Below are 17,585 nucleotides of genomic sequence, written 5' to 3'. Positions count from 1 at the left end.
CCTTGGGAGCAGACCCTGGCCTGGGTCACCGGCTACCGGCTATCTCACCTGGTCGTCGACCGCGCCCACACCGTGCCCCCGCAGTTCACTCCCTACCTGCGCGAGCTGATCGGCCTGCCCCGTGCGAACCGCACCAGGTTGTGGCTTATCGATGCCTCCCGCACCACCGCCAGCTCGGTGATCACCGCCATGCACGGCGAGGCCGATTCCCGGGTCACCGTCTTCGGGCCTCAGGAGTTGGACCGGCTGCGCCCCCAGACCACCTTCTACCGCCATCGCGTCGGCCGTGAGCGACCTCATCTCCAACGACCTGCCCACCGACAATTTCCTGACCTTCCGCGCCGCCTGCGTCCGCTCCCTGGACCGCAGCACCGCCGACCGGGTCGACCAGCTGTGGCTGCGCACCTTCACCGATGCTCGCGCCTGGCTGAGCAGCCACCGCAGAATCGGAGAGGTCCATCAGGCACCCACCCAGCTCGCGCTACCGCTCAGCCTGCACCTGGCCGCCCGCCTCTACCGGTCCGCCACCGCCGGCGAAGCCCTGGTCCGGCTGCGCGCCACCCAGGCGGCCTTCCTGCGCGACGGGCTGCTGCTGCACCACCAGGCCTGGCCCGGCGAGCCCGGGCTGGGCCACCGCCTGAGCCCCGTCGCGGTCGCGGCCATCAACCGGGTCATCTCCACCACGCAGGCCGCCGCCGCGACCCTCTACCTGCTGTTCCCCTTCGACCGGCGAGACCGCGAACGGTACTGGCACCCCACCGAGCTGACCATGGACGACCTCACCGCCACCGCAACCACCTTGAAGATCAACGGCGAGTCCCTGCCCGTCCCCTACCTCGCCCGGCCCGCGCTGCTGGCCCACCTCGCCTTCCGCCACCTGCAGGGCGCCCGGTCAACCGACCCGTTCTTCGGCGTCACCAAACCGCACCAAGATCTGCGCGTCCTGGCCGAACGAGCCCTGGCAGCCACCACCGCCTCCGGCGACGCCCGCCCCATCGACGCTGAGCCCCCCGCCGGGCACGGAACCCTCTGGATGAGGCAACGCCGCCTGGCCCTGCGCAACCTCGTCGGCGACGCACACGCCCTGGACCTGAGCACCCCCGTATGGACATGAACCAGCCCGAGCCGCTCGGAACCTGGCTCCTGCGCCGGGCCCGAAACCACGGCATGACCGGCGAGCAGCTCGCCGACCTGCTCGGCTTACCCGTTCACCGCATCCGCCAGTTCATCACCGCCGCCGACCTCGACGAGCTGCCCGTACGAGCGATCCGGGCCATGGCCAGCCACCTCAACCTGCCCTGGCCCGACTGGCTCCAACCCGTCGACACCCGCCCCGACGACCGCACCGACCCGACCAGCCCCGCACCCACCGTGGACTCTCCCAGCGACACCGACCGCGTTCACGCCGTCCTCGCCCTGGCTCTCGGCCAGCCACTGCGCCTGGACCAGATCGCTCACATTCTGGACTGGCCACTCGAACGCGCCCAGGCGGCCACGAACCACCTCGCCCAGCGGCTCCCGGGGCACCAGAGCCTTCGTCTCATCGCCGGTGACGACCGCGCCCAACGGCTCATCGTCCCGTCCGACGTCCTCGACCCCGATGCCCGCACACGGCTTCAGCAGCTCGCCTACCAGCAACAAGGCCCCATGACCGGGATGGCCCTCATCGCCTACCGCGCCGGGTACTGTGACCGCCGGCGCATCCGCGAGGTGCTGATCCGCAATCCCGAACTGCTGGACGCCGCCATCGCCGCCGGCTACATCACCTGCCGTATCGATGCCAACGGCCAACCCACCGCGATCACGCTCATTCCCGAGGTCGCCTTCAGCCTGAACATCCCCATCGATCTCCATGACACCCTGCTGCTTGACCCAGAGACGTGACATGACCGGCATCACTGACATTCTCATGGCAGAAACTCACTGACACTCTCGTGGCACTTGGCAGGTCGCCGGCCATGATCCGGACATGGTCGGCTGCGGCGGCTGGATCGAGGACATGAAGCGCCGCGGAATCCTGCGGGGCGCGACGGGACGGCGGCCCAACAGCGACTCAGCCACGTTGCGCGTACGGCGTGACGAGGTGCTGCTGACCGACGGGCCGTTCGCCGAGACCAAGGATCAGATCGGCGGGTTCAGCGTGATCGACTGCGCCGACCTCGACGAGGCCATCGAGCTGGCCGCCGCCCATCCGTGGGCGCGCGTGGGACAGCAGGTCATCTCGCCACGCTCATCCGGATGACCGGTGACTGGGAGCTGGCCGAGGACTGCACGCAGGACGCGTTCGCGGCCGCGCTGGAACGCTGGCCGCGCGACGGGGTACCACGGCGGCCGGGCGCGTGGCGGTTGGCATCGCACACTGGCGGGCCAGACGCACGACGTGACCCGCGGGCGCTGGCCCCGGCCCTGCGGGAGTTCCTCACCGATCCCACACCGGCTCGGCCGCCTCGCGGTCCCGGCCGTCGGCCGTGAAGATCAGGTAGTGGTCGAAGTCGTCGGCGGCAGCTCCAGCGATCTGATCAGGTCGAGCAGTTCGGCGTGGTAGAGCTTAGCGGGATCGCCGGTCTGCGTACCGAGGTGGCCGTAGACCTCCAGGGAGATCAGGCCGTGCATGCGACCCCACATGCGCAGCGCGAGGGCGACGGCGGCCGGGGGCAGGTCGGGGAAATGCTCGCGGACGGTTTCGACCAGGCCGGGGGAGAAGTCCGACCACTGGTGGTCGGTGGATGTCTGGGTGGCTCTCGCGTACGGCCAGGCGGCAGCGGCGAGTTCGGTGAGTCCCAGGCAGGCGCGTTTGGCGGCCTCAGGGGCCGGCCCGCCGGCGGGCGCGTGGTAGCCGGCCACCGGATCGCCGTAAATGAGGCGAAAGCCTTCGGGGTTGGCCAGGGACCAGGCGCGCACACCCTGCCCCCAGGCCAGGATCCGGCCGGCGATGTCGTCGGGGGCGACGGTGTCGCGTGCCGTCTCCACCTGATCCAGCAGCGAGGTGTAGATGTCGTTGATCAAGGTGGTGATCAACGCGTCCCGGGTGTCGAAGTAGCTGTAGATGGCGCTGCCGCTCATGCCCATCTCGCGGCCGATCGCCCGTAGTGAGACCGCGTCGGGGCCGCCCTCTGTCAGGTGCTTTAGCGCGATGGCTTTGATCTCCGCGGTGGTCTGCGCCCGCAACCGTGCCCGTCGGCCCACTGTCTGCTCTTGCACGCTTGACAGCTTACAGCGCTACGTTAGAGTACGGCGCACAAAGTCTGAACGGCGTTCTTTCTTTGAACGGCGAACACCCACTGAGGGGTGTCAGCGGTGACCGAAACAGTAGTTAGAGGGGATTTGCCTGATGAAAGCCAGGACAGTGCTGTTCGACGAGCTCGGCGGCCCCGAGGTGCTCTACCTCGCAGACGTGGAGATCGGTGAGCCCGGTCCCGGTGAGGTGCGGGTGCGCATCGACGCGTTCGGCCTCAACCGAGGCGAGGCGTTCCTGCGTACGGGCCGCTACTACTACGACGCGGTATTGCCCGCCTCGCGCCTGGGCACCGAGGCCGCCGGTGTCGTGGAGGCCGTCGGACCGGACGTGGCGGATGTCGCCGTCGGAGACGCGGTCAGCATCGTGGCCAAGCCGAACGACGAGGGGATGTCCATCCATGGCATCTACGCCGATCGGGCCATCGTGGCGGCGCGGCGGCTGATCCGCCGCCCGGATCACATGGACGCCGTGACCGGCGCGGCCATCTGGGTGCCCGCCTTTACCTCCTACGGCGCGCTGGTCGAAGTCGGGCGGCTGCAACCCGGCGATCCCGTGGTCGTCACGGCCGCCTCCAGCAGCGTCGGTCTGGCGGCCATCCAGATCGCCGCCTACCTGGGCGCCACGCCCATCGCGGTGACCAGGACCGACGCCAAGACCGACCGGCTCCTGCGGGCGGGCGCCGCACATGTGATCGCCACCGACGACGGGGATGTGGTCAAGCAGGTGCACGCGCTCACGGGCGACCGGGGCGCACGCCTGGTCTTCGACGGCGTCGCCGGTCCCGGCCTGCCCGATCTCGCCCAGGCGGTGGCCCCGGACGGCATGCTGATCGTCTACGGCTCGCTGGACGGACGGCCCACCCCACTGCCGATGTGGTGGCCGATCAACGTCTACGGCTACGCAATTTTCCACCTGTTCGCCGACATTGAGCGCACCCGCCGAGCCGAGGCGTTCATCACCAACGGCCTGCGCGCCGGAGCACTCACCCCGGTGATCGACCGCACCTTCGACCTGACCGACATCGTCGAAGCCCACCACCACATGGAGTCCAACACCCAGGTAGGCAAGATCGTCATCACCGTCCAGCACTGACCGCCAGGAACCGTCCAGCACTGACCGCCACGAAAGGAAGCCACCTGATGAGCCCCGCCTACGCCGACCTCATCGGCCACTTCATCGACGCCATCAACGACACCGACGCCGCCCGCCGTCGCGCCACCATCGAGAAGATCCTCACCCCCGACTGCACCTACACCGATCCGGAGATCGCCGTCGAAGGACATGACGCGCTGGATGCGGCGTTCGCCGACCTGCAGCAGCGGATCCCGCCCGGTTTCCGGTTCAGCCTGGCCGCCCCGGTCGACACGCACCATCACCAGGCCCGCTTCTTCTGGCGGTTCGGCGCCCCCGAAGCCGATGCCCCCGCCGCGACCGGCTCCGACGTCGCCGTCTTCGCCGACGGGCGCATCCGCCACCTCTACGCCTTCTTCGACGCCGCCAACGGCTGACCTGTCCGGAGGGGCGGCATCGCACCTTGGCGGGCCAGACGCACGACGTGGACCCGCGGGCGCTGGCCCCGGTCCTGCGGGAGTTCCTCAGCGATCCCACACCGGTTCGGCCGCCTCGCGGACCCGGCCGTCGGCCGTGAAGATCAGGTAGCGGTCGAAGTCGTCGGCGAACCACCGGTCGTGGGTGACGGCCAGCACGGTCCCCTCGAACGCCGCCAGTCCCCGCTGCAACGCCTCGGCACTGGCCAGGTCGAGGTTGTCGGTCGGCTCGTCGAGCAGCAGCAAGGTCGCCCCCGACAGCTCCAGCAGCAGGATCTGCAGCCGGGCCTGCTGCCCGCCCGACAGCGTCTCGAAGGGCTGCGATCCGGCGGGGGCGAGTTCGTAGCGGGCGAGCGCGGCCATGGCGTCGTTGCGTTCCAGCCGATGATCGGCCATGACGATGTCGGCGACAGCGCGTCCATGCAGGTCGGGCCGGGTGTGGGTCTGGGCGAAGAGGCCGGGTTCGACGCGGGCGCCGAGCCTGACCGTGCCGGTGTGGCCGATGGGCTCCCCGGCGAGCAGGCGGAGGAAGTGTGACTTGCCGGTGCCGTTGAGTCCGAGCACCGCGACCCGCTCGCCGTACCAGATCTCGGTGTCGAAGGCGTCGAGCAGGCCCCTCAGCCCGAGGCGCTCGCAGACGACGGCGCGCTTGCCGGTGCGGCCGCCGCGCAGCCGCATGCGGATGTTCTGCTCCCTGGGCGGGCGTTGCGGCGGCCCGGCCTGCTCGAACCTGGACAGCCTGGTCAGGGCCGCCTGGTAGGCGCCGGCCAGCGCGTCGTTGTGGGTGGCGCGCCGGCGCAGGCTGTCGGCCAGGCCGCGCAGCCTGGCATACTCGTCGTCCCAGCGGCGGCGTAGCTCCTCCAGCCGCGCCGTACGCTCGCGGCGGGCTTGGGCGTAGCCGGCGTAGCCGCCGCCGTGCACCCATACGCCCCTGGATTCGACCGTGACGACGCGGTCGGCGGCCTCGGCGAGCAGCCGCCGGTCGTGCGAGACCAGCAGCACGGTCTTGGCGCTGTCGCGCAACCGTCCTTCGAGCCACTGCTTGGCGGGCACGTCGAGGAAGTTGTCCGGCTCGTCGAGCAGGAGCACCTGGTCGGGGCCGCGCAGCAGCGCCTCCAGCATGAGCCGTTTCTGCTCGCCGCCCGACAGCGTGCCGAGTGGCCGTCCCTGGACCGTCTCGTACGGCAGGCCGAGCGCGACGGTCGCGCACACGTCCCAGACCACCTCCAGCTCGTAGCCGCCGGCGTCGGCGTAGTCGCTGATGGCCTGGGCGTACCGCAGTTGCGCGGGCTCGTCGTCACATGCGCCGAGTGCCGCCTGGGCCGCGGCGCGTTCGGCGGCGGCGTCCCTGACCGACCGCGGCGCCACGGCCAGGAGCAGCCCGGCGACCGTGCCGTGGCCGAGGAACTGCCTCATCACCCCGATCCCACCGGTGACGGCCACCCGCCCCGCGTCGGGCCGCAGCTCTCCGGCGATCAGCCGCAGCAGCGTGGACTTGCCCGCGCCGTTCGGCCCGACCAGCGCGGCCTTGGCCCCATCGCCGATCTTGAACGACACCTCGTGCAGCAGCGGTCGTCCGTCGGGCAGCAGGTACGTCAGCTCATCGACCTGGATATGGCTCATCGTTCTAGTACTAGACCATCGATCCGGTTCTGGTACAACGTATTATCGCCTGGTGTCCAACGACAGCGTGTGGCTGCGGCCGCGCAAGCAGGAACGCAGACCGCTCACCCTGGAGCGGATCGTCGCCGAGGCCGTGGCCCTGCTGGATGAGGAGGGGGAGGCGCGGCTGACCATGCGCCACCTGGCCGAGCGGCTCGACACCGGCTCCACCACCCTCTACTGGCACGTCAAGACCAAGGACGACGTGCTCGACCTGGCTCTGGACGCCGTGTTCGGCGAGGTCGCGCTGCCCGGCGGCCGGTCCGGCTGGCGGGAGCGGGTGGCCGGCCTCGTCACCGGCTGGCGGGCCGCGCTGCTGCGCCATCCCTGGTCGATCGGGCTGCTCGACCGGCCCATGATGGGCCCGAACGCGCTGGAACGCACCGAGTTCCTGTACGCCACGCTGGCCGGAGCCGGGTTCGCCGGGCCGGACCTGGTCGCGGCCGCCCACAGCCTGTCCACGTTCGTCACGGGATCGGCCACGACGCAGGCCCGCGAGCAGTCCGCCACCGCGCTGGACGGGCATCTGCGCGCCCAGCGTGACACCTATCCCACACTGGCCGCGCACGGGCTCGGCCACGACTGGGACGACACCTTCGCCCGCGGCCTGGGCTACCTCCTCGACGGGATGGACCGATGATCACTGCCAGAGAGCTCAACCGGGCCACGCTGGCCAGGCAACTCCTGCTCCAGCGGCACGCGATGCCCGCCTTGCGGGCCGTGGAGCAGTTGGTCGGATTGCAGGCGCAGGCGCCGTTCCCGCCGTACTTCGGGCTCTGGTCGCGTCTGGAGGGGTTCCGGCCCGAGGAGCTGGCGGGGCTGCTGACCGGGCGTGAGGTGGTCAGGATCGTGCTCATGCGCGGCACCGTCCACCTGGTCAGCGCCGCCGACTGCCTGACATTGCGGCCGATGACGCAGCCGCTGCTCACCAAATACCTGCACACCGCGTACAGCACGAAGCTCGCGGGCCTGGACCTGGCGGCGGTCGTCGAGGCGGGCCGCGAGGCGCTGACCGACGGACCGCTGACCGCGGCCAAGCTCGGAACGCTGCTGGCCGGGCGCTTCCCCGGCACGATCGCGGCCGACCTGGCGCAGGTCATGCGCATGCTGGCGCCGCTGGTGCAGGTGCCGCCCAGGGCGGTGTGGGGCAAGGCCGGGCAGACCGCGTACGCGACCGCCGAGTCGTGGCTGGGCCGCGAGCTGCACCCGTCGCCGTCGCTGGAGGACCTGGTGGTGCGTTATCTGGCCGCCTTCGGGCCCGCCACCGTGGCCGACGTACAGGCGTGGTCGGGGCTGACCGGGCTGCGCGAGGTGGTCGAACGGCTGCGGCCGCGGCTGGTGGAGCTGGACAGGGGGCTGTTCGACCTGCCGGACGCGCCACGGCCCGGCCCGGACGTGGACGCGCCGGTGCGGCTGCTGGCGCCGTTCGACAACGTGCTGCTCAGCCATGCCGACCGGACCCGGATCATCTCCGACGAGCACCGCAAGCGGGTCATCACCATCAACGGGCAGGTGCTCGGGACGGTCCTGGTCGACGGGTTCGTGCAGGGAGTGTGGAAGCGGGACAAGCGGGTGGTGAGCGTCGAGATGTTCGAGCCGGTGTCGCCGGGGCGGGCCCAGGAGATCAGGGATGAGGCGGCCAGGCTGCTCGCCTTCGCCGAACCGGGCAAGGACGGCGAAGTCACCGGGATCTGATGGCGGTTTTCCGCAGTGCGGGTTGACGGTTTTCCGCAGTGCGGGTTGACGGTTTTCCGCGATGTGCCGTCGAGGCGTGGTGCCTAGCGTTGACGCGTGCTCTTGAACACCCTCGCGGCGCTCTGCCTGGCCGTACTCCCCGCTGCACCAGGCAGCCCCGCTCTTACCCCGGCGACGATCGACGGATATATCGCTCAATACCGTGAAGCGACCGGACTGCCAGGTGTGGCGGTGACAGTCACCAAGGGAAAGGAGGTCATTCACGCCGCGGGCTACGGCCGGACCGCGACAGGTGACCCCGTGACCGCCGACACCCCCATGGCGCTCGCGTCGGTCAGCAAGTCCTTCACCTCACTGGCCGTCCTGCAACTGGTGGAGAAAGGCCAGGTCAAGCTGGACAAACCGGTGCACGGTTACCTGCCCGAGTTCCAGCTGGCCGATCCCCGGGCGGCCGGCATCACCGTGCGCCAGCTCCTCGACCAGACCTCGGGCATGGCCGACTCGGCCTTCCGCGAGAAGAGCCTGCCTCAGCCCGACTCGCTCCAGGACGCGGTGGCCCGCCTCAGAGACGCGCGGCTCGCCACGGCGCCGGGGACCGCCTACAGCTACCACAACACCAACTACCAGGTCGCCGCCCGGCTGGTCGAAGTGGTGAGCGGCGAGCCGTTCGCGGCCTACCTCAAGGCGCACGTGTTCACGCCACTCGGCCTGCGCCACAGCAGCACGATCGACACCGACCGGGACCTGCCCGGCAGCGCCCGGGGCCACCTCTACATCCTCGGCCAGGCGATCGCCGTGCCGGAGCCGCCCGGGTTCGGCAACGGCTCCGGCGGCGTGCTCAGCAGCGCGAGCGACATGGCCCGCTGGCTGATCGCCCAGAACAACGGCATCCTGTCTCCCGCGAGCGTCAAGGAGATGCGCACACCCTCCGCCCAGAACCCGGATTACGCCCTCGGCTGGGAGCTCGACAAGACCGCGCGCGGCACTCCTGTCCTCCGGCACGGCGGTGACCTGTTCACCTCCACGGCCCAGCAACTGCTGATACCCGGCTCCGGATACGGCGTGGCGGTCATGGCCAACACCGGCATGGCCTTCGCCGACAGCGCCGCCCTCATGGACGGCCTGGTCGCCCTGATCGAGGGGCGCCAACCGGACGCGCCCTCCTCGCCTTTCCTGGCCACCGACCTGGTGTTCGCGCTGTTGACCCTGGCGACCGTCGCGCTGGCGGCACGCGGCGTGGCCCGCTCCCGGCGCTGGGCCGCCCGCCGGACGGGCCGGCAACGGTGGCGGCTGCTGCCGTATCTGCTGCCGATCGTCCTGTGTACGGCGATCGCGCCGGTCTTCCGGGTGCTCGCCCGAGGCAGGGACATCATGTGGATCCAGGTGGTCTACCTCTATCCGACGTTCATGATCTGGCTGGTGACTGCTGCGGCGGCGGGGTTAGCGGTGGTGGTCGCGCGTCTGTGGAGAGGAGCAGCCCAGTAGACATAACGACTATCGTTATTTACGATTATCATTATGGCTACGAAGTGGCTCAACCGACTCGAAATCCTGCTGACCTTCTCCTTGATCATCAGCTGCCTGGGCGCGCTGGCGCTGCTGTTCTCCACCGTCATGATGGCCTTCGTCGGCGCCAACGGTATCGGCGTGCCGCTGCACGTGTACGACGTGCCGGTCGCGGGCATAGCGGCGCCCGATGCCACGATCACCAACGTGACCGCCGAGGTCCAGGTCCGCCCCCAGGGCTCCGCACCGCTCGTCGCCCTGCTTTATCTGCTCCTGTGGGTGCCGGGCGGTGCGACCACGCTGCTCGCCCTGTTCACCGTCGTCCGCGCGGTGCGCCGGGCCAGGTCAGGAGACAGGGCGCTGTTCTCCGCCATCACCGCCGCCCATCTGCGTCGCCTCGGCTGGATCCTGATCATCGGCTCGCTCGCCACGGGCGTGCTCGGCACGGTGAGCGAGTCGATCCTGACCTCGATACTGTTGGCCAAGGACTATCCGTTCTACCTGCAGATGGGTGACGCGCTGATGGGGGTCGTGACCGGAATGGCGGTGCTGGGCGTGTCGGAGATCGTAAGGCGCGGCGTGATGCTCCTCGAAGAGGTCGAGGCCACCGTCTGATGGCCGAGCCGGTCATCCGCGTACGGCTGGACGAAGTCCTCAAAGAGCGCGGCCTGACGCTCACCGAGCTGTCGCACCGTGTCCAGATCACCGTCGTCAACCTGTCGATCCTGAAGAACGGCCACGCCAGGGCGATCCGCTTCTCCACGCTCATGCGGCTGTGCGACGCACTCGACTGCCAGCCGGGAGACTTGCTCAGCTACGAACGGTCATAGACAAATCCCGCCGGAGCGTCTTGGTGTGTCGACGCCCCGGCGGGAATGGGTGGGGTGGTTAGAAGTAGGGGGCCCAGCCGGGGCCGAGCTCGGTGGCGGAGCCGAAGTTGTTGTCGCCCTTGCCGTTCCAGAGGTAGAGGGTGCCGGTGCCTTCGCGGACGGCGGCGATGTCGGTGTGGCCGTCGCCGTTGACGTCGCCCAGCGACATCAGGGTGCTGTCGTACAGCGCCCAGCCGGGACCGACCTCGACGGCCGAGCCGAAGTTGTTGTCCCCCTTGCCGTTCCAGACGGTCAGCATGCTGCCGTCCTTGACGGCGGCCAGGTCGCCGATGCCGTCACCGTTGAAGTCGCCGCCGACCGGCTTGCTGAAAGCGGCCCAGCCCGGGCCGACCTCGACGGCGGAGGCGAAGTTGTTGTCGCCCTTGCCGTTCCACAGATAGAGCGTGCCGGTGCCCTCACGGACGGCCGCGATGTCGGTGTGGCCGTCGCCGTTGACGTCACCCAGCGAGGTCAGGGTGCTGTCATACAGCGCCCAGCCCGGGCCGACCTCGACGCCACTGGAGAAGTTGTTGTCGCCCTTGCCGTTCCAGATGGTCAGCGTGCTGCCATCCTTCACCGCCGCCAGGTCACTGATCCCGTCGTCGTTGAAGTCGCCGGCGATCGGCTTGCTGTAGGAACCCCAACCAGGCCCGATCTCGACGGCGGAGGCGAAGTTGTTCGAACCCTTACCGTTCCAGACCGTCAGCGTCCCGGTCGCGGCCGAGAAGATGTCACCCACCCCATCGGCATTGAAGTCCGCGCTCTGCGAACTCCGCGGCTTCCAGAGGGCGTCGACGATCTTCTGCGCGTCTCCGGCTTGGGGTTGGTAGCGGTCCGGGTAGGCCGAGACCTGTACTGCCTGGCATACCTCGCCGATCGGCGCCGTCTTCCAGGCGTTGTTCGGGTATTCCCTGATCATTTTGTCGAGGAAGGCATTGGTGGCCCAGATCGGATTGAGCCGCTCGGCGGCGCTGCCCCACGACGCACGCTGCTGGAACAGCCCCAGGCTGTCGTGGTCGACCGTCTCGCTGATGTTCTGGATGGTCGACTCCACGATCGTGGTGGTGACCGCGATGACCGCCGCTCTGGGAGCCAGGCCGCGATCGCGGGCGGCCTTGACGATCATGCGGGCGCACGAAACGCGGTACGCCGTCATGTAGCCCTTCATCGTAGCTGTCAGGACGCCGTTCAGCTGTGTGGCCAGGGCCGCGTCCCCGCTGGTCGTGCCGTTGGGGTCGCATGCGGCGGTGGCGTAGGAGGCGGTCACCCGGCCGGTCGGTGGCCCGGTCGGATCAGCCGCGGCGTGCCCCGAGGGGGATAAGGCGACGATCGCGAAGGTGGTGAGCATCGCCGTTGCCGCATGGCGAGCGAATGTTCTTGTCATTGTCTGACGCTCCAAGTCGTGGGAAGGGTCTGAGCGGAGTGGTTAGAAGTAGGGGGCCCAGCCGGGGCCGAGCTCGGTGGCGGAGCCGAAGTTGTTGTCGCCCTTGCCGTTCCACAGGTAGAGGGTGCCGGTGCCTTCGCGGACGGCGGCGATGTCGGTGTGGCCGTCGCCGTTGACGTCACCGAGGGACATCAGGGTGCTGTCGTAGAGAGCCCAGCCGGGACCGACCTCGACGGCGGAGGCGAAGTTGTTGTCGCCCTTGCCGTTCCAGATGTGCAGGGTGCTGCCGTCCTTGACGGCGGCCAGGTCGCCGACGCCGTCACCGTTGAAGTCACCGCCGACCGGCTTGCTGAAGGCAGCCCAGCCCGGGCCGACCTCGACGGCGGAGGCGAAGTTGTTGTCGCCCTTGCCGTTCCACAGATACAAGGTGCCGGTGCCCTCACGGACGGCGGCGATGTCGGTGTGGCCGTCGCCGTTGACGTCACCCAGCGAGGTCAGGGTGCTGTCATACAGCGCCCAGCCCGGGCCGACCTCGACGCCACTGGAGAAGTTGTTGTCGCCCTTGCCGTTCCAGATGGTCAGCGTGCTGCCATCCTTCACCGCCGCCAGGTCACTGATCCCGTCGTCGTTGAAGTCGCCGGCGATCGGCTTGCTGTAGGAACCCCAGCCAGGCCCGACCTCGACGGCGGAGGCGAAGTTGTTCGAACCCTTACCGTTCCAGACCGTCAGCGTCCCGGTAGCGGCCGAGAAGATGTCACCCACCCCATCGGCGTTGAAATCCCCACCGTCTTCGTTCGACGCACCACCGTCGTTGGCGTCGACCGGGGCGCTGTAGCCGACGATGTCGGTGCTCGACCGGGAGTGCGAGTTGGCCGAGGTCTTGTCGCCGCTGTTGCCCTCGATCGTGTAGATCGTGCCGCTGTCGACGCTCTTCACGATGCCGACGTGGTCGATGTCACCGTTCTGCTCCCAGTCGAAGACGACGGCGTCTCCCGGCTGCGGGGTGTAGCCGCTGCCTCTGGTGTGCCAGGTCCCGTACTTGGTCCCGTAGTCCTTGAACGAGCTGGCCCACCCGGTGAGCACACCGCCGTCCAGCTCGGCGACGTCGGCGTGGGGCACACCCGCCTTGCGCCAGACGTACTTGGCGAAGTCCGCGCACCAGTTGCTGTCGCGCCACTGCACGCCATCGCTGCTGGGGCAGCCGGCGGAGTCCTTCCACGTACGGAAGACACCGGTGTAGTAGTTGCACCCGCTGCCCATGGGGCTCTCATGATTCCGGGTGCCGTTGTTCAGCTCCGCCTGGGCGGCGGAGACGATCGCGGGCCTGCTCACGGCGGCGGCCGGGCCGGCCATGACGGCGGTGACGCCGGTGGCCACGATCGCCGTCGTGGCCAGACCCGCTGCGAGTCGCCGGCCTGTTATACGGAGTTCACTCATGGTGATCCCTCGTCTCTCGGATCGTCGTGATCGGACTTCGAGAGCGTGCGGGACCGCGATCAAACTTCGCTGTAATCGCCCTTTGACCCTGGTGGGGGGCTATAAATGACCTTTAGAAGCCCTCGTCCTTGAGGAGGCGGTATGCAATTCCGGCTTCTCGGCCCGGTTGAGGCATGGAAGGGGGACCGGCAAGTACCGCTCGGCGGAGCCAAGCCGCGGGCGCTGCTCACCGCGCTGCTGCTCGACCCCGGCCGCACGGTGCCGGTGGAGCGGCTCATCGACGCGGTCTGGGGCGAGCGCTCGCCCGCTACCGCGCGGCCCGTACTGCAGACCTACGTCGCGTCGCTGCGCCGGTCGTTCGAGGGCGTGGGCATGGCCAACGTCATCGTCTCCGACCGGGTCGGCTATCTCGCCGAGGTGCCGCCTGACGCGCTCGACCTGCAGGTCTTCGAGCGGCTCGTCGCCGAAGGACGGAAAGCCGTACAGGAGACCCGATTATCGGAGGCGCGCGAGAGCTTCCGCGCCGCCCTGGCGCTCTGGCGGGGCCCGGCCCTCGGCGGGATCAGCGACTCCTTCCTGCGCACCGAGGCCGCGCGGCTGGACGAGCTCAGGATCACCGTCATCGAGGAGCGGATCGCCGCCGAGCTGACGATGGGCCAGGGCGAACAGCTCCTCGACGAACTGGCCGAACTGGTCGCGCTGCACCCCGCCCGCGAACGCCTGCGCCGCTCCCTCATGGTGGCGCTCTACCAGGCGGGGCGGCAGACCGACGCGCTCGCCGTGTACCGCGAGGGCAGGCAGGTGCTGATCGACGAGCTCGGCATCGAGCCGGGGCCCGAGCTGAGGCAGACGCATGAGGCGATCCTGCGCTCGGACCCCGCCCTGCTGGCCCCCGTACGCAGGAGACGACCCCGCCAGCTGCCCTCGCCACCGGCCGACTTCATCGGCAGGGGCGAGGAGATCGCGGCCCTGCGCACGGCGCTCACCCAGCCGGACGCCATGCCGATCTGCGTGATCTCCGGTGCCGGCGGCATGGGCAAGTCGGCCCTCGCCCTCCGGGCGGCCCACGAGGTCGCCGAGCACTTCCCCGACGGGCAGCTCCACATCGAACTACGCGGCACGAGCGACGCCCCGGCCGGCCCTGAAGAGGTGCTCGGCCGGCTGCTGCGCGAGCTCGATCCCGCCACGACGCGACTGCCTGTGACGCTGGAGGAGCGCGTCGGCCGCTACCGCACGCTGCTCGCGAACCAGCGCAAGCTGGTCGTCCTGGAGGACGCCGCCGTCGAGGCGCAGGTCCGGCCGCTGCTGCCCGGCGCATCCGGCTGCGCGGTGCTCGTCACCTCCCGCAACCGGCTCGTGGGGCTCGCCGGGGCGAGCTTCGTCGAGCTCGGCGTGCTGCCCGCCGACACGGCGATCGACCTGCTCGCACGGATCGCCGGCCGCGACAGGGTGGCCGCCGAGCACCATGCCGCGAGCGACATCGTACGACTGTGCGGCCAGCTTCCCCTGGCCATCCGCATCGCCGGCGCCCGGCTGGCCTCACGCCGCCAGTGGCCGCTCGCGCGACTGCTCAGCCGGCTGGCCGACGAGCGGCACCGGCTGGACGAGCTGACCGTCGGAGATCAGCAGGTACGGGCCGGCATCAGCCTGAGCTACGCGCACCTGCCGTCCTCGGCCCGTACGGCGCTGCGCCGCCTCGGCCTGATGGGCCTGCCGTCCTTCCCGGCCTGGGTGGCCGCCGCCGCGCTGGAGACGAGCCTGAGCGAGGCGGAACGCATCCTCGAACACCTCGTGGACGTCTCGCTCGTCGACGTCCAAGGTGTCGACGCGAGCGGACAGCTCCGCTACCGGCTGCACGACCTCATCCGCCTGTTCGCCAGAGAGCGCGCCCTGGCGGAGGACGACGCGAAGACACGCGAGGCCGTCGTGACGCGGGTCCTGGGCGGATGGATCTGGCTGGTCGAGCGGATCAACGAGGCGGCGCCGCCGTACCTGATCTCGGTGCCCGCCTCCTACCGGCTGGCCTGCCCGGTGGACGCCGAGGTGGCGCGGTCGGTGGTGGCCGATCCGCGCGCCTGGTTCCGCGGCGAGCAGGAGGCGCTGATCACCGGCGTGGAGCTGGCGGCCGCGATGGACCTGGACGAGCTCGCCGTCGAGCTGACCGCCGCGCTGTCGTGCACGGCCTTCGGGGGACACCAGTACGTCTTCGACGACCGGTTCGCGAGCTGGCACAGGACGCACGAGGCGGCCCTGTCCGCCGCCCGCCGCACGGACAACATCCTCGGCGAGGCGATCCTGCTCGCCGGGCTCGGGCAGCTCCACTACGAGCGGGACATGTACGCCGAGTCGCGCGCCTATCTCAGCCACGCGCTGTCGCTGTTCCGGGCGGCCAAGAACATCCGCGGCGAGGGCGCCACCCTCGCCGCGCTCGGCGCCTCCTGCCGCGAGCAGGGATACCTGCCCGAGGCGCTGCGCTTCCTCGACCGGGCACGGGAGCTGCTGGCCGATCTCGACGACGCCTCGGCGATGGGGCACGTCAGGCGGTTGGCCGGGACCGTGCGCGTGGAGACGGGGGACTATCCCAAGGCGTGGGCCGATCTGGCGGAGGCGCTGTCACTGTTCACCGCCGTCGGCTCCCGCCGCGGCGAGGGCCTGACGCTGCGCAGCATGTCGCTCTACCACCGCGCCAGGGGCGAGCTGGCCGAGGCCGAGGAGGTCGCCAGGCGGGCGCTGGCCATCTTCCAGGCGGCCGACGACCGGTTGATGGCGGCGTACTGCGAGCGCGCGCTGGCCAAGGCGCTCCTGCGCCAGGGCAGGTTCGACGAGGCCAGGGGGCCGCTGCGGGAGTCGCTGACGCTCCTGCGTACCCTGAACGACGCCTTCGGCGAGGCCTGTACGCTCCGCGTACTCGGCGAGCTGCACCTGGCGGAGGGGCGGCTCTACCAGGCCAAGGAACTCCTGGAGGACGCGCTGCGCATCTGGGAGCTGCAGCGTGCCACCCTGTTCCGCGCCCGCACCCTGCGCAACCTGGCCGAAGTGCACGAGGCTCTCGGCGACCTCACCACCGCCGAGACGATCAAGGCCGAGGCCAAGGAGATCTTCCGGCGGTACGGCGCCAGGGAGTACGGCGAGCTGTCGCTATAAAGCGGGTTACAGAGAACTTTGAGGGTCTTGATCCATGCTGTGAGGAACTTTCGCCGCAGATGGCCCATGGAGAGCTCGTATGGCGCAGCACGTGCTTCTGTCCGACCCGCGAATCGCCGCGCTGCCGGTGAAGGAGTGCGGCGAGCCCCTCGTCGACCTTCGCGAAGGGAAGGCCATCCGGGTGGACTCGCGACTGGCCGACCACGAGGGCGCCCACGCGCATGTCCGGCTCGGCATCGTCGGCCGCCTCACGGCCGCGCAGATCCGGCTTCCCCGGGGACTCCGGCTGCTCCTGGTGGAGGGGTATCGCCCGTACGCGCTGCAGGAACGCTATTTCTCCAGCTCCCTGGACAGAATGCGGCACACCCACCCCGACTGGACGTGGGAGCGGCTCTGCGTCGAGGCGGCCAAGTACGTCTCACCGCCCGAGGTGGCGCCGCACGTGGCCGGCGGAGCGATCGACGTCACACTCTGCACCGAGGACGGGACCGAACTCCCGATGGGCACACAGGTCAACGCCACCCCTCCGGAATACGGCGAGGAGTGCTACACGGACTCGGCGGGGATCTCGGCGGAGGCGAGAAGCAACCGGCAGGTCCTGATCGACGCCATGACGGCGACCGGCTTCGTGAACTATCCCACGGAGTGGTGGCACTGGTCCTACGGCGACCGCTACTGGGCATTCGTCGAGGGAAAGCCCTATGCGCAGTACGGCCCGGCCGCCCTCAACGGCGGGCTTCTCGCCGAGTAGCCCCGCCGGATCAAGAAGCCAGCACGTCGATCAGCCGCCCGCGCAGCACCTCCAGCGCGGCGATCTTCTCCTCCACGACGGTGAGCTTCCGGGCGATGACCCGCGCACTGTCGGGACAGATAGGCCCCTCGGGGATGCCCTCCCCGAGGCAGGGCAGAAAGGCCCGGAGGTCGTTGGCGGTAAGGCCGAGCGAGAGCAGCGCCTTGATCGTGCCTACCTGGGCGACCGCCGCCTCGTCGTACTCCCGGTAACCGTTCGGTGCCCGCCGGGGGTGCAGCAGGCCCTCCTGCTCGTAATAGCGCAGCGCCTTGATGGTGGTGCCTGCCTTGCCGGCCAGCTCTCCGATCAGCAT

General features: G+C 69.8%; 18 protein-coding genes. 13 read left to right on the top strand and 5 right to left on the bottom strand.

What is annotated here, in order from left to right:
* Window positions 1–286 precede the first annotated feature (286 nt).
* The 4 genes from KME78_RS11505 to KME78_RS64135 all read left to right on the top strand — a co-directional run bounded on the left by KME78_RS11505 (window position 287) and on the right by KME78_RS64135 (window position 2,472).
* Entirely contained in the window at window positions 287–1,114 is an 828-nt protein-coding gene (locus tag KME78_RS11505) for a hypothetical protein (protein ID WP_219528818.1), read from the top strand.
* Complete coding sequence (locus KME78_RS11500) at window positions 1,111–1,884, top strand: hypothetical protein (protein ID WP_219528817.1); 774 nt, start codon at window positions 1,111–1,113, stop codon at window positions 1,882–1,884. Before KME78_RS11505 ends, KME78_RS11500 begins: the two co-directional genes overlap by 4 nt.
* A gap of 85 nt (window positions 1,885–1,969) precedes the next feature.
* Entirely contained in the window at window positions 1,970–2,242 is a 273-nt protein-coding gene (locus tag KME78_RS11495; protein WP_219528816.1) for a YciI family protein, read from the top strand.
* On the top strand, window positions 2,239–2,472 hold the full coding sequence (locus KME78_RS64135) for a sigma factor (protein ID WP_246650918.1): 234 nt from the start codon (window positions 2,239–2,241) through the stop codon (window positions 2,470–2,472). The genes KME78_RS11495 and KME78_RS64135 overlap by 4 nt, the downstream gene beginning before the upstream one ends.
* A gap of 3 nt (window positions 2,473–2,475) precedes the next feature.
* On the opposite strand, the gene KME78_RS11485 is transcribed toward KME78_RS64135, so the two are convergent.
* Window positions 2,476–3,201 (bottom strand): TetR/AcrR family transcriptional regulator, encoded by a 726-nt coding sequence (locus KME78_RS11485; RefSeq protein WP_308126899.1) that lies wholly within the window; start codon window positions 3,199–3,201, stop codon window positions 2,476–2,478.
* Window positions 3,202–3,331: 130 nt separating this feature from the next.
* Here KME78_RS11485 and KME78_RS11480 point away from each other — a divergent pair, with 130 nt between their 5' ends.
* Complete coding sequence (locus KME78_RS11480; RefSeq protein ID WP_219528815.1) at window positions 3,332–4,330, top strand: zinc-dependent alcohol dehydrogenase family protein; 999 nt, start codon at window positions 3,332–3,334, stop codon at window positions 4,328–4,330.
* A gap of 47 nt (window positions 4,331–4,377) precedes the next feature.
* Window positions 4,378–4,746: a nuclear transport factor 2 family protein gene (locus tag KME78_RS11475; RefSeq protein WP_219528814.1), complete on the top strand. Its 369-nt coding sequence runs from the start codon at window positions 4,378–4,380 to the stop codon at window positions 4,744–4,746.
* A gap of 87 nt (window positions 4,747–4,833) precedes the next feature.
* On the opposite strand, the gene KME78_RS11470 is transcribed toward KME78_RS11475, so the two are convergent.
* The gene (locus KME78_RS11470; protein ID WP_219528813.1) at window positions 4,834–6,408 is read right to left on the bottom strand and encodes an ABC-F family ATP-binding cassette domain-containing protein; all 1,575 of its coding nucleotides are present in this window, start codon (window positions 6,406–6,408) and stop codon (window positions 4,834–4,836) included.
* 52 nt (window positions 6,409–6,460) lie between these two features.
* Between KME78_RS11470 and KME78_RS11465 the strand changes: the two genes are divergently transcribed.
* The 5 genes from KME78_RS11465 to KME78_RS11445 all read left to right on the top strand — a co-directional run bounded on the left by KME78_RS11465 (window position 6,461) and on the right by KME78_RS11445 (window position 10,478).
* Window positions 6,461–7,087, top strand: coding sequence for a TetR/AcrR family transcriptional regulator (locus KME78_RS11465; protein ID WP_219528812.1), 627 nt, complete (start codon window positions 6,461–6,463; stop codon window positions 7,085–7,087).
* Entirely contained in the window at window positions 7,084–8,142 is a 1,059-nt protein-coding gene (locus KME78_RS11460) for a winged helix DNA-binding domain-containing protein (protein WP_219528811.1), read from the top strand. The genes KME78_RS11465 and KME78_RS11460 overlap by 4 nt, the downstream gene beginning before the upstream one ends.
* Window positions 8,143–8,238: 96 nt before the next feature.
* On the top strand, window positions 8,239–9,627 hold the full coding sequence (locus KME78_RS11455; RefSeq protein ID WP_219528810.1) for a serine hydrolase domain-containing protein: 1,389 nt from the start codon (window positions 8,239–8,241) through the stop codon (window positions 9,625–9,627).
* 33 nt (window positions 9,628–9,660) lie between these two features.
* Window positions 9,661–10,263: a DUF2975 domain-containing protein gene (locus tag KME78_RS11450; protein ID WP_219528809.1), complete on the top strand. Its 603-nt coding sequence runs from the start codon at window positions 9,661–9,663 to the stop codon at window positions 10,261–10,263.
* Window positions 10,263–10,478 carry a helix-turn-helix domain-containing protein gene (locus KME78_RS11445; protein ID WP_219528808.1) on the top strand — a complete coding sequence of 72 codons (216 nt, stop codon included), beginning with the start codon at window positions 10,263–10,265 and terminating at the stop codon, window positions 10,476–10,478. Before KME78_RS11450 ends, KME78_RS11445 begins: the two co-directional genes overlap by 1 nt.
* A 58-nt stretch (window positions 10,479–10,536) precedes the next feature.
* Here KME78_RS11445 and KME78_RS11440 read toward each other — a convergent pair whose 3' ends face one another.
* Window positions 10,537–11,901 carry an FG-GAP repeat domain-containing protein gene (locus KME78_RS11440; RefSeq protein ID WP_219528807.1) on the bottom strand — a complete coding sequence of 455 codons (1,365 nt, stop codon included), beginning with the start codon at window positions 11,899–11,901 and terminating at the stop codon, window positions 10,537–10,539.
* A 42-nt stretch (window positions 11,902–11,943) separates the two neighbouring features.
* Window positions 11,944–13,338 carry an FG-GAP-like repeat-containing protein gene (locus KME78_RS11435; RefSeq protein WP_219528806.1) on the bottom strand — a complete coding sequence of 465 codons (1,395 nt, stop codon included), beginning with the start codon at window positions 13,336–13,338 and terminating at the stop codon, window positions 11,944–11,946.
* A gap of 141 nt (window positions 13,339–13,479) precedes the next feature.
* Between KME78_RS11435 and KME78_RS11430 the strand changes: the two genes are divergently transcribed.
* Both KME78_RS11430 and KME78_RS11425 read left to right on the top strand, forming a co-directional pair.
* A complete protein-coding gene (locus KME78_RS11430; RefSeq protein WP_219528805.1) occupies window positions 13,480–16,482 on the top strand; it encodes an AfsR/SARP family transcriptional regulator in 3,003 nt (1,000 codons plus the stop codon).
* A gap of 79 nt (window positions 16,483–16,561) precedes the next feature.
* The gene (locus tag KME78_RS11425) at window positions 16,562–17,233 is read left to right on the top strand and encodes a M15 family metallopeptidase (protein WP_219528804.1); all 672 of its coding nucleotides are present in this window, start codon (window positions 16,562–16,564) and stop codon (window positions 17,231–17,233) included.
* A 10-nt stretch (window positions 17,234–17,243) separates the two neighbouring features.
* Here the strand turns inward: KME78_RS11425 and KME78_RS11420 are convergent, their stop codons facing one another.
* Window positions 17,244–17,585: a MerR family transcriptional regulator gene (locus tag KME78_RS11420; RefSeq protein ID WP_219528803.1), complete on the bottom strand. Its 342-nt coding sequence runs from the start codon at window positions 17,583–17,585 to the stop codon at window positions 17,244–17,246.

The sequence above is a fragment of the Nonomuraea guangzhouensis genome (assembly GCF_019396345.1).
Lineage (GTDB): Bacteria > Actinomycetota > Actinomycetes > Streptosporangiales > Streptosporangiaceae > Nonomuraea > Nonomuraea guangzhouensis.
Note: the sequence above shows the minus strand (reverse complement) of the source record. Positions and strands in the feature narration are given on the sequence as shown.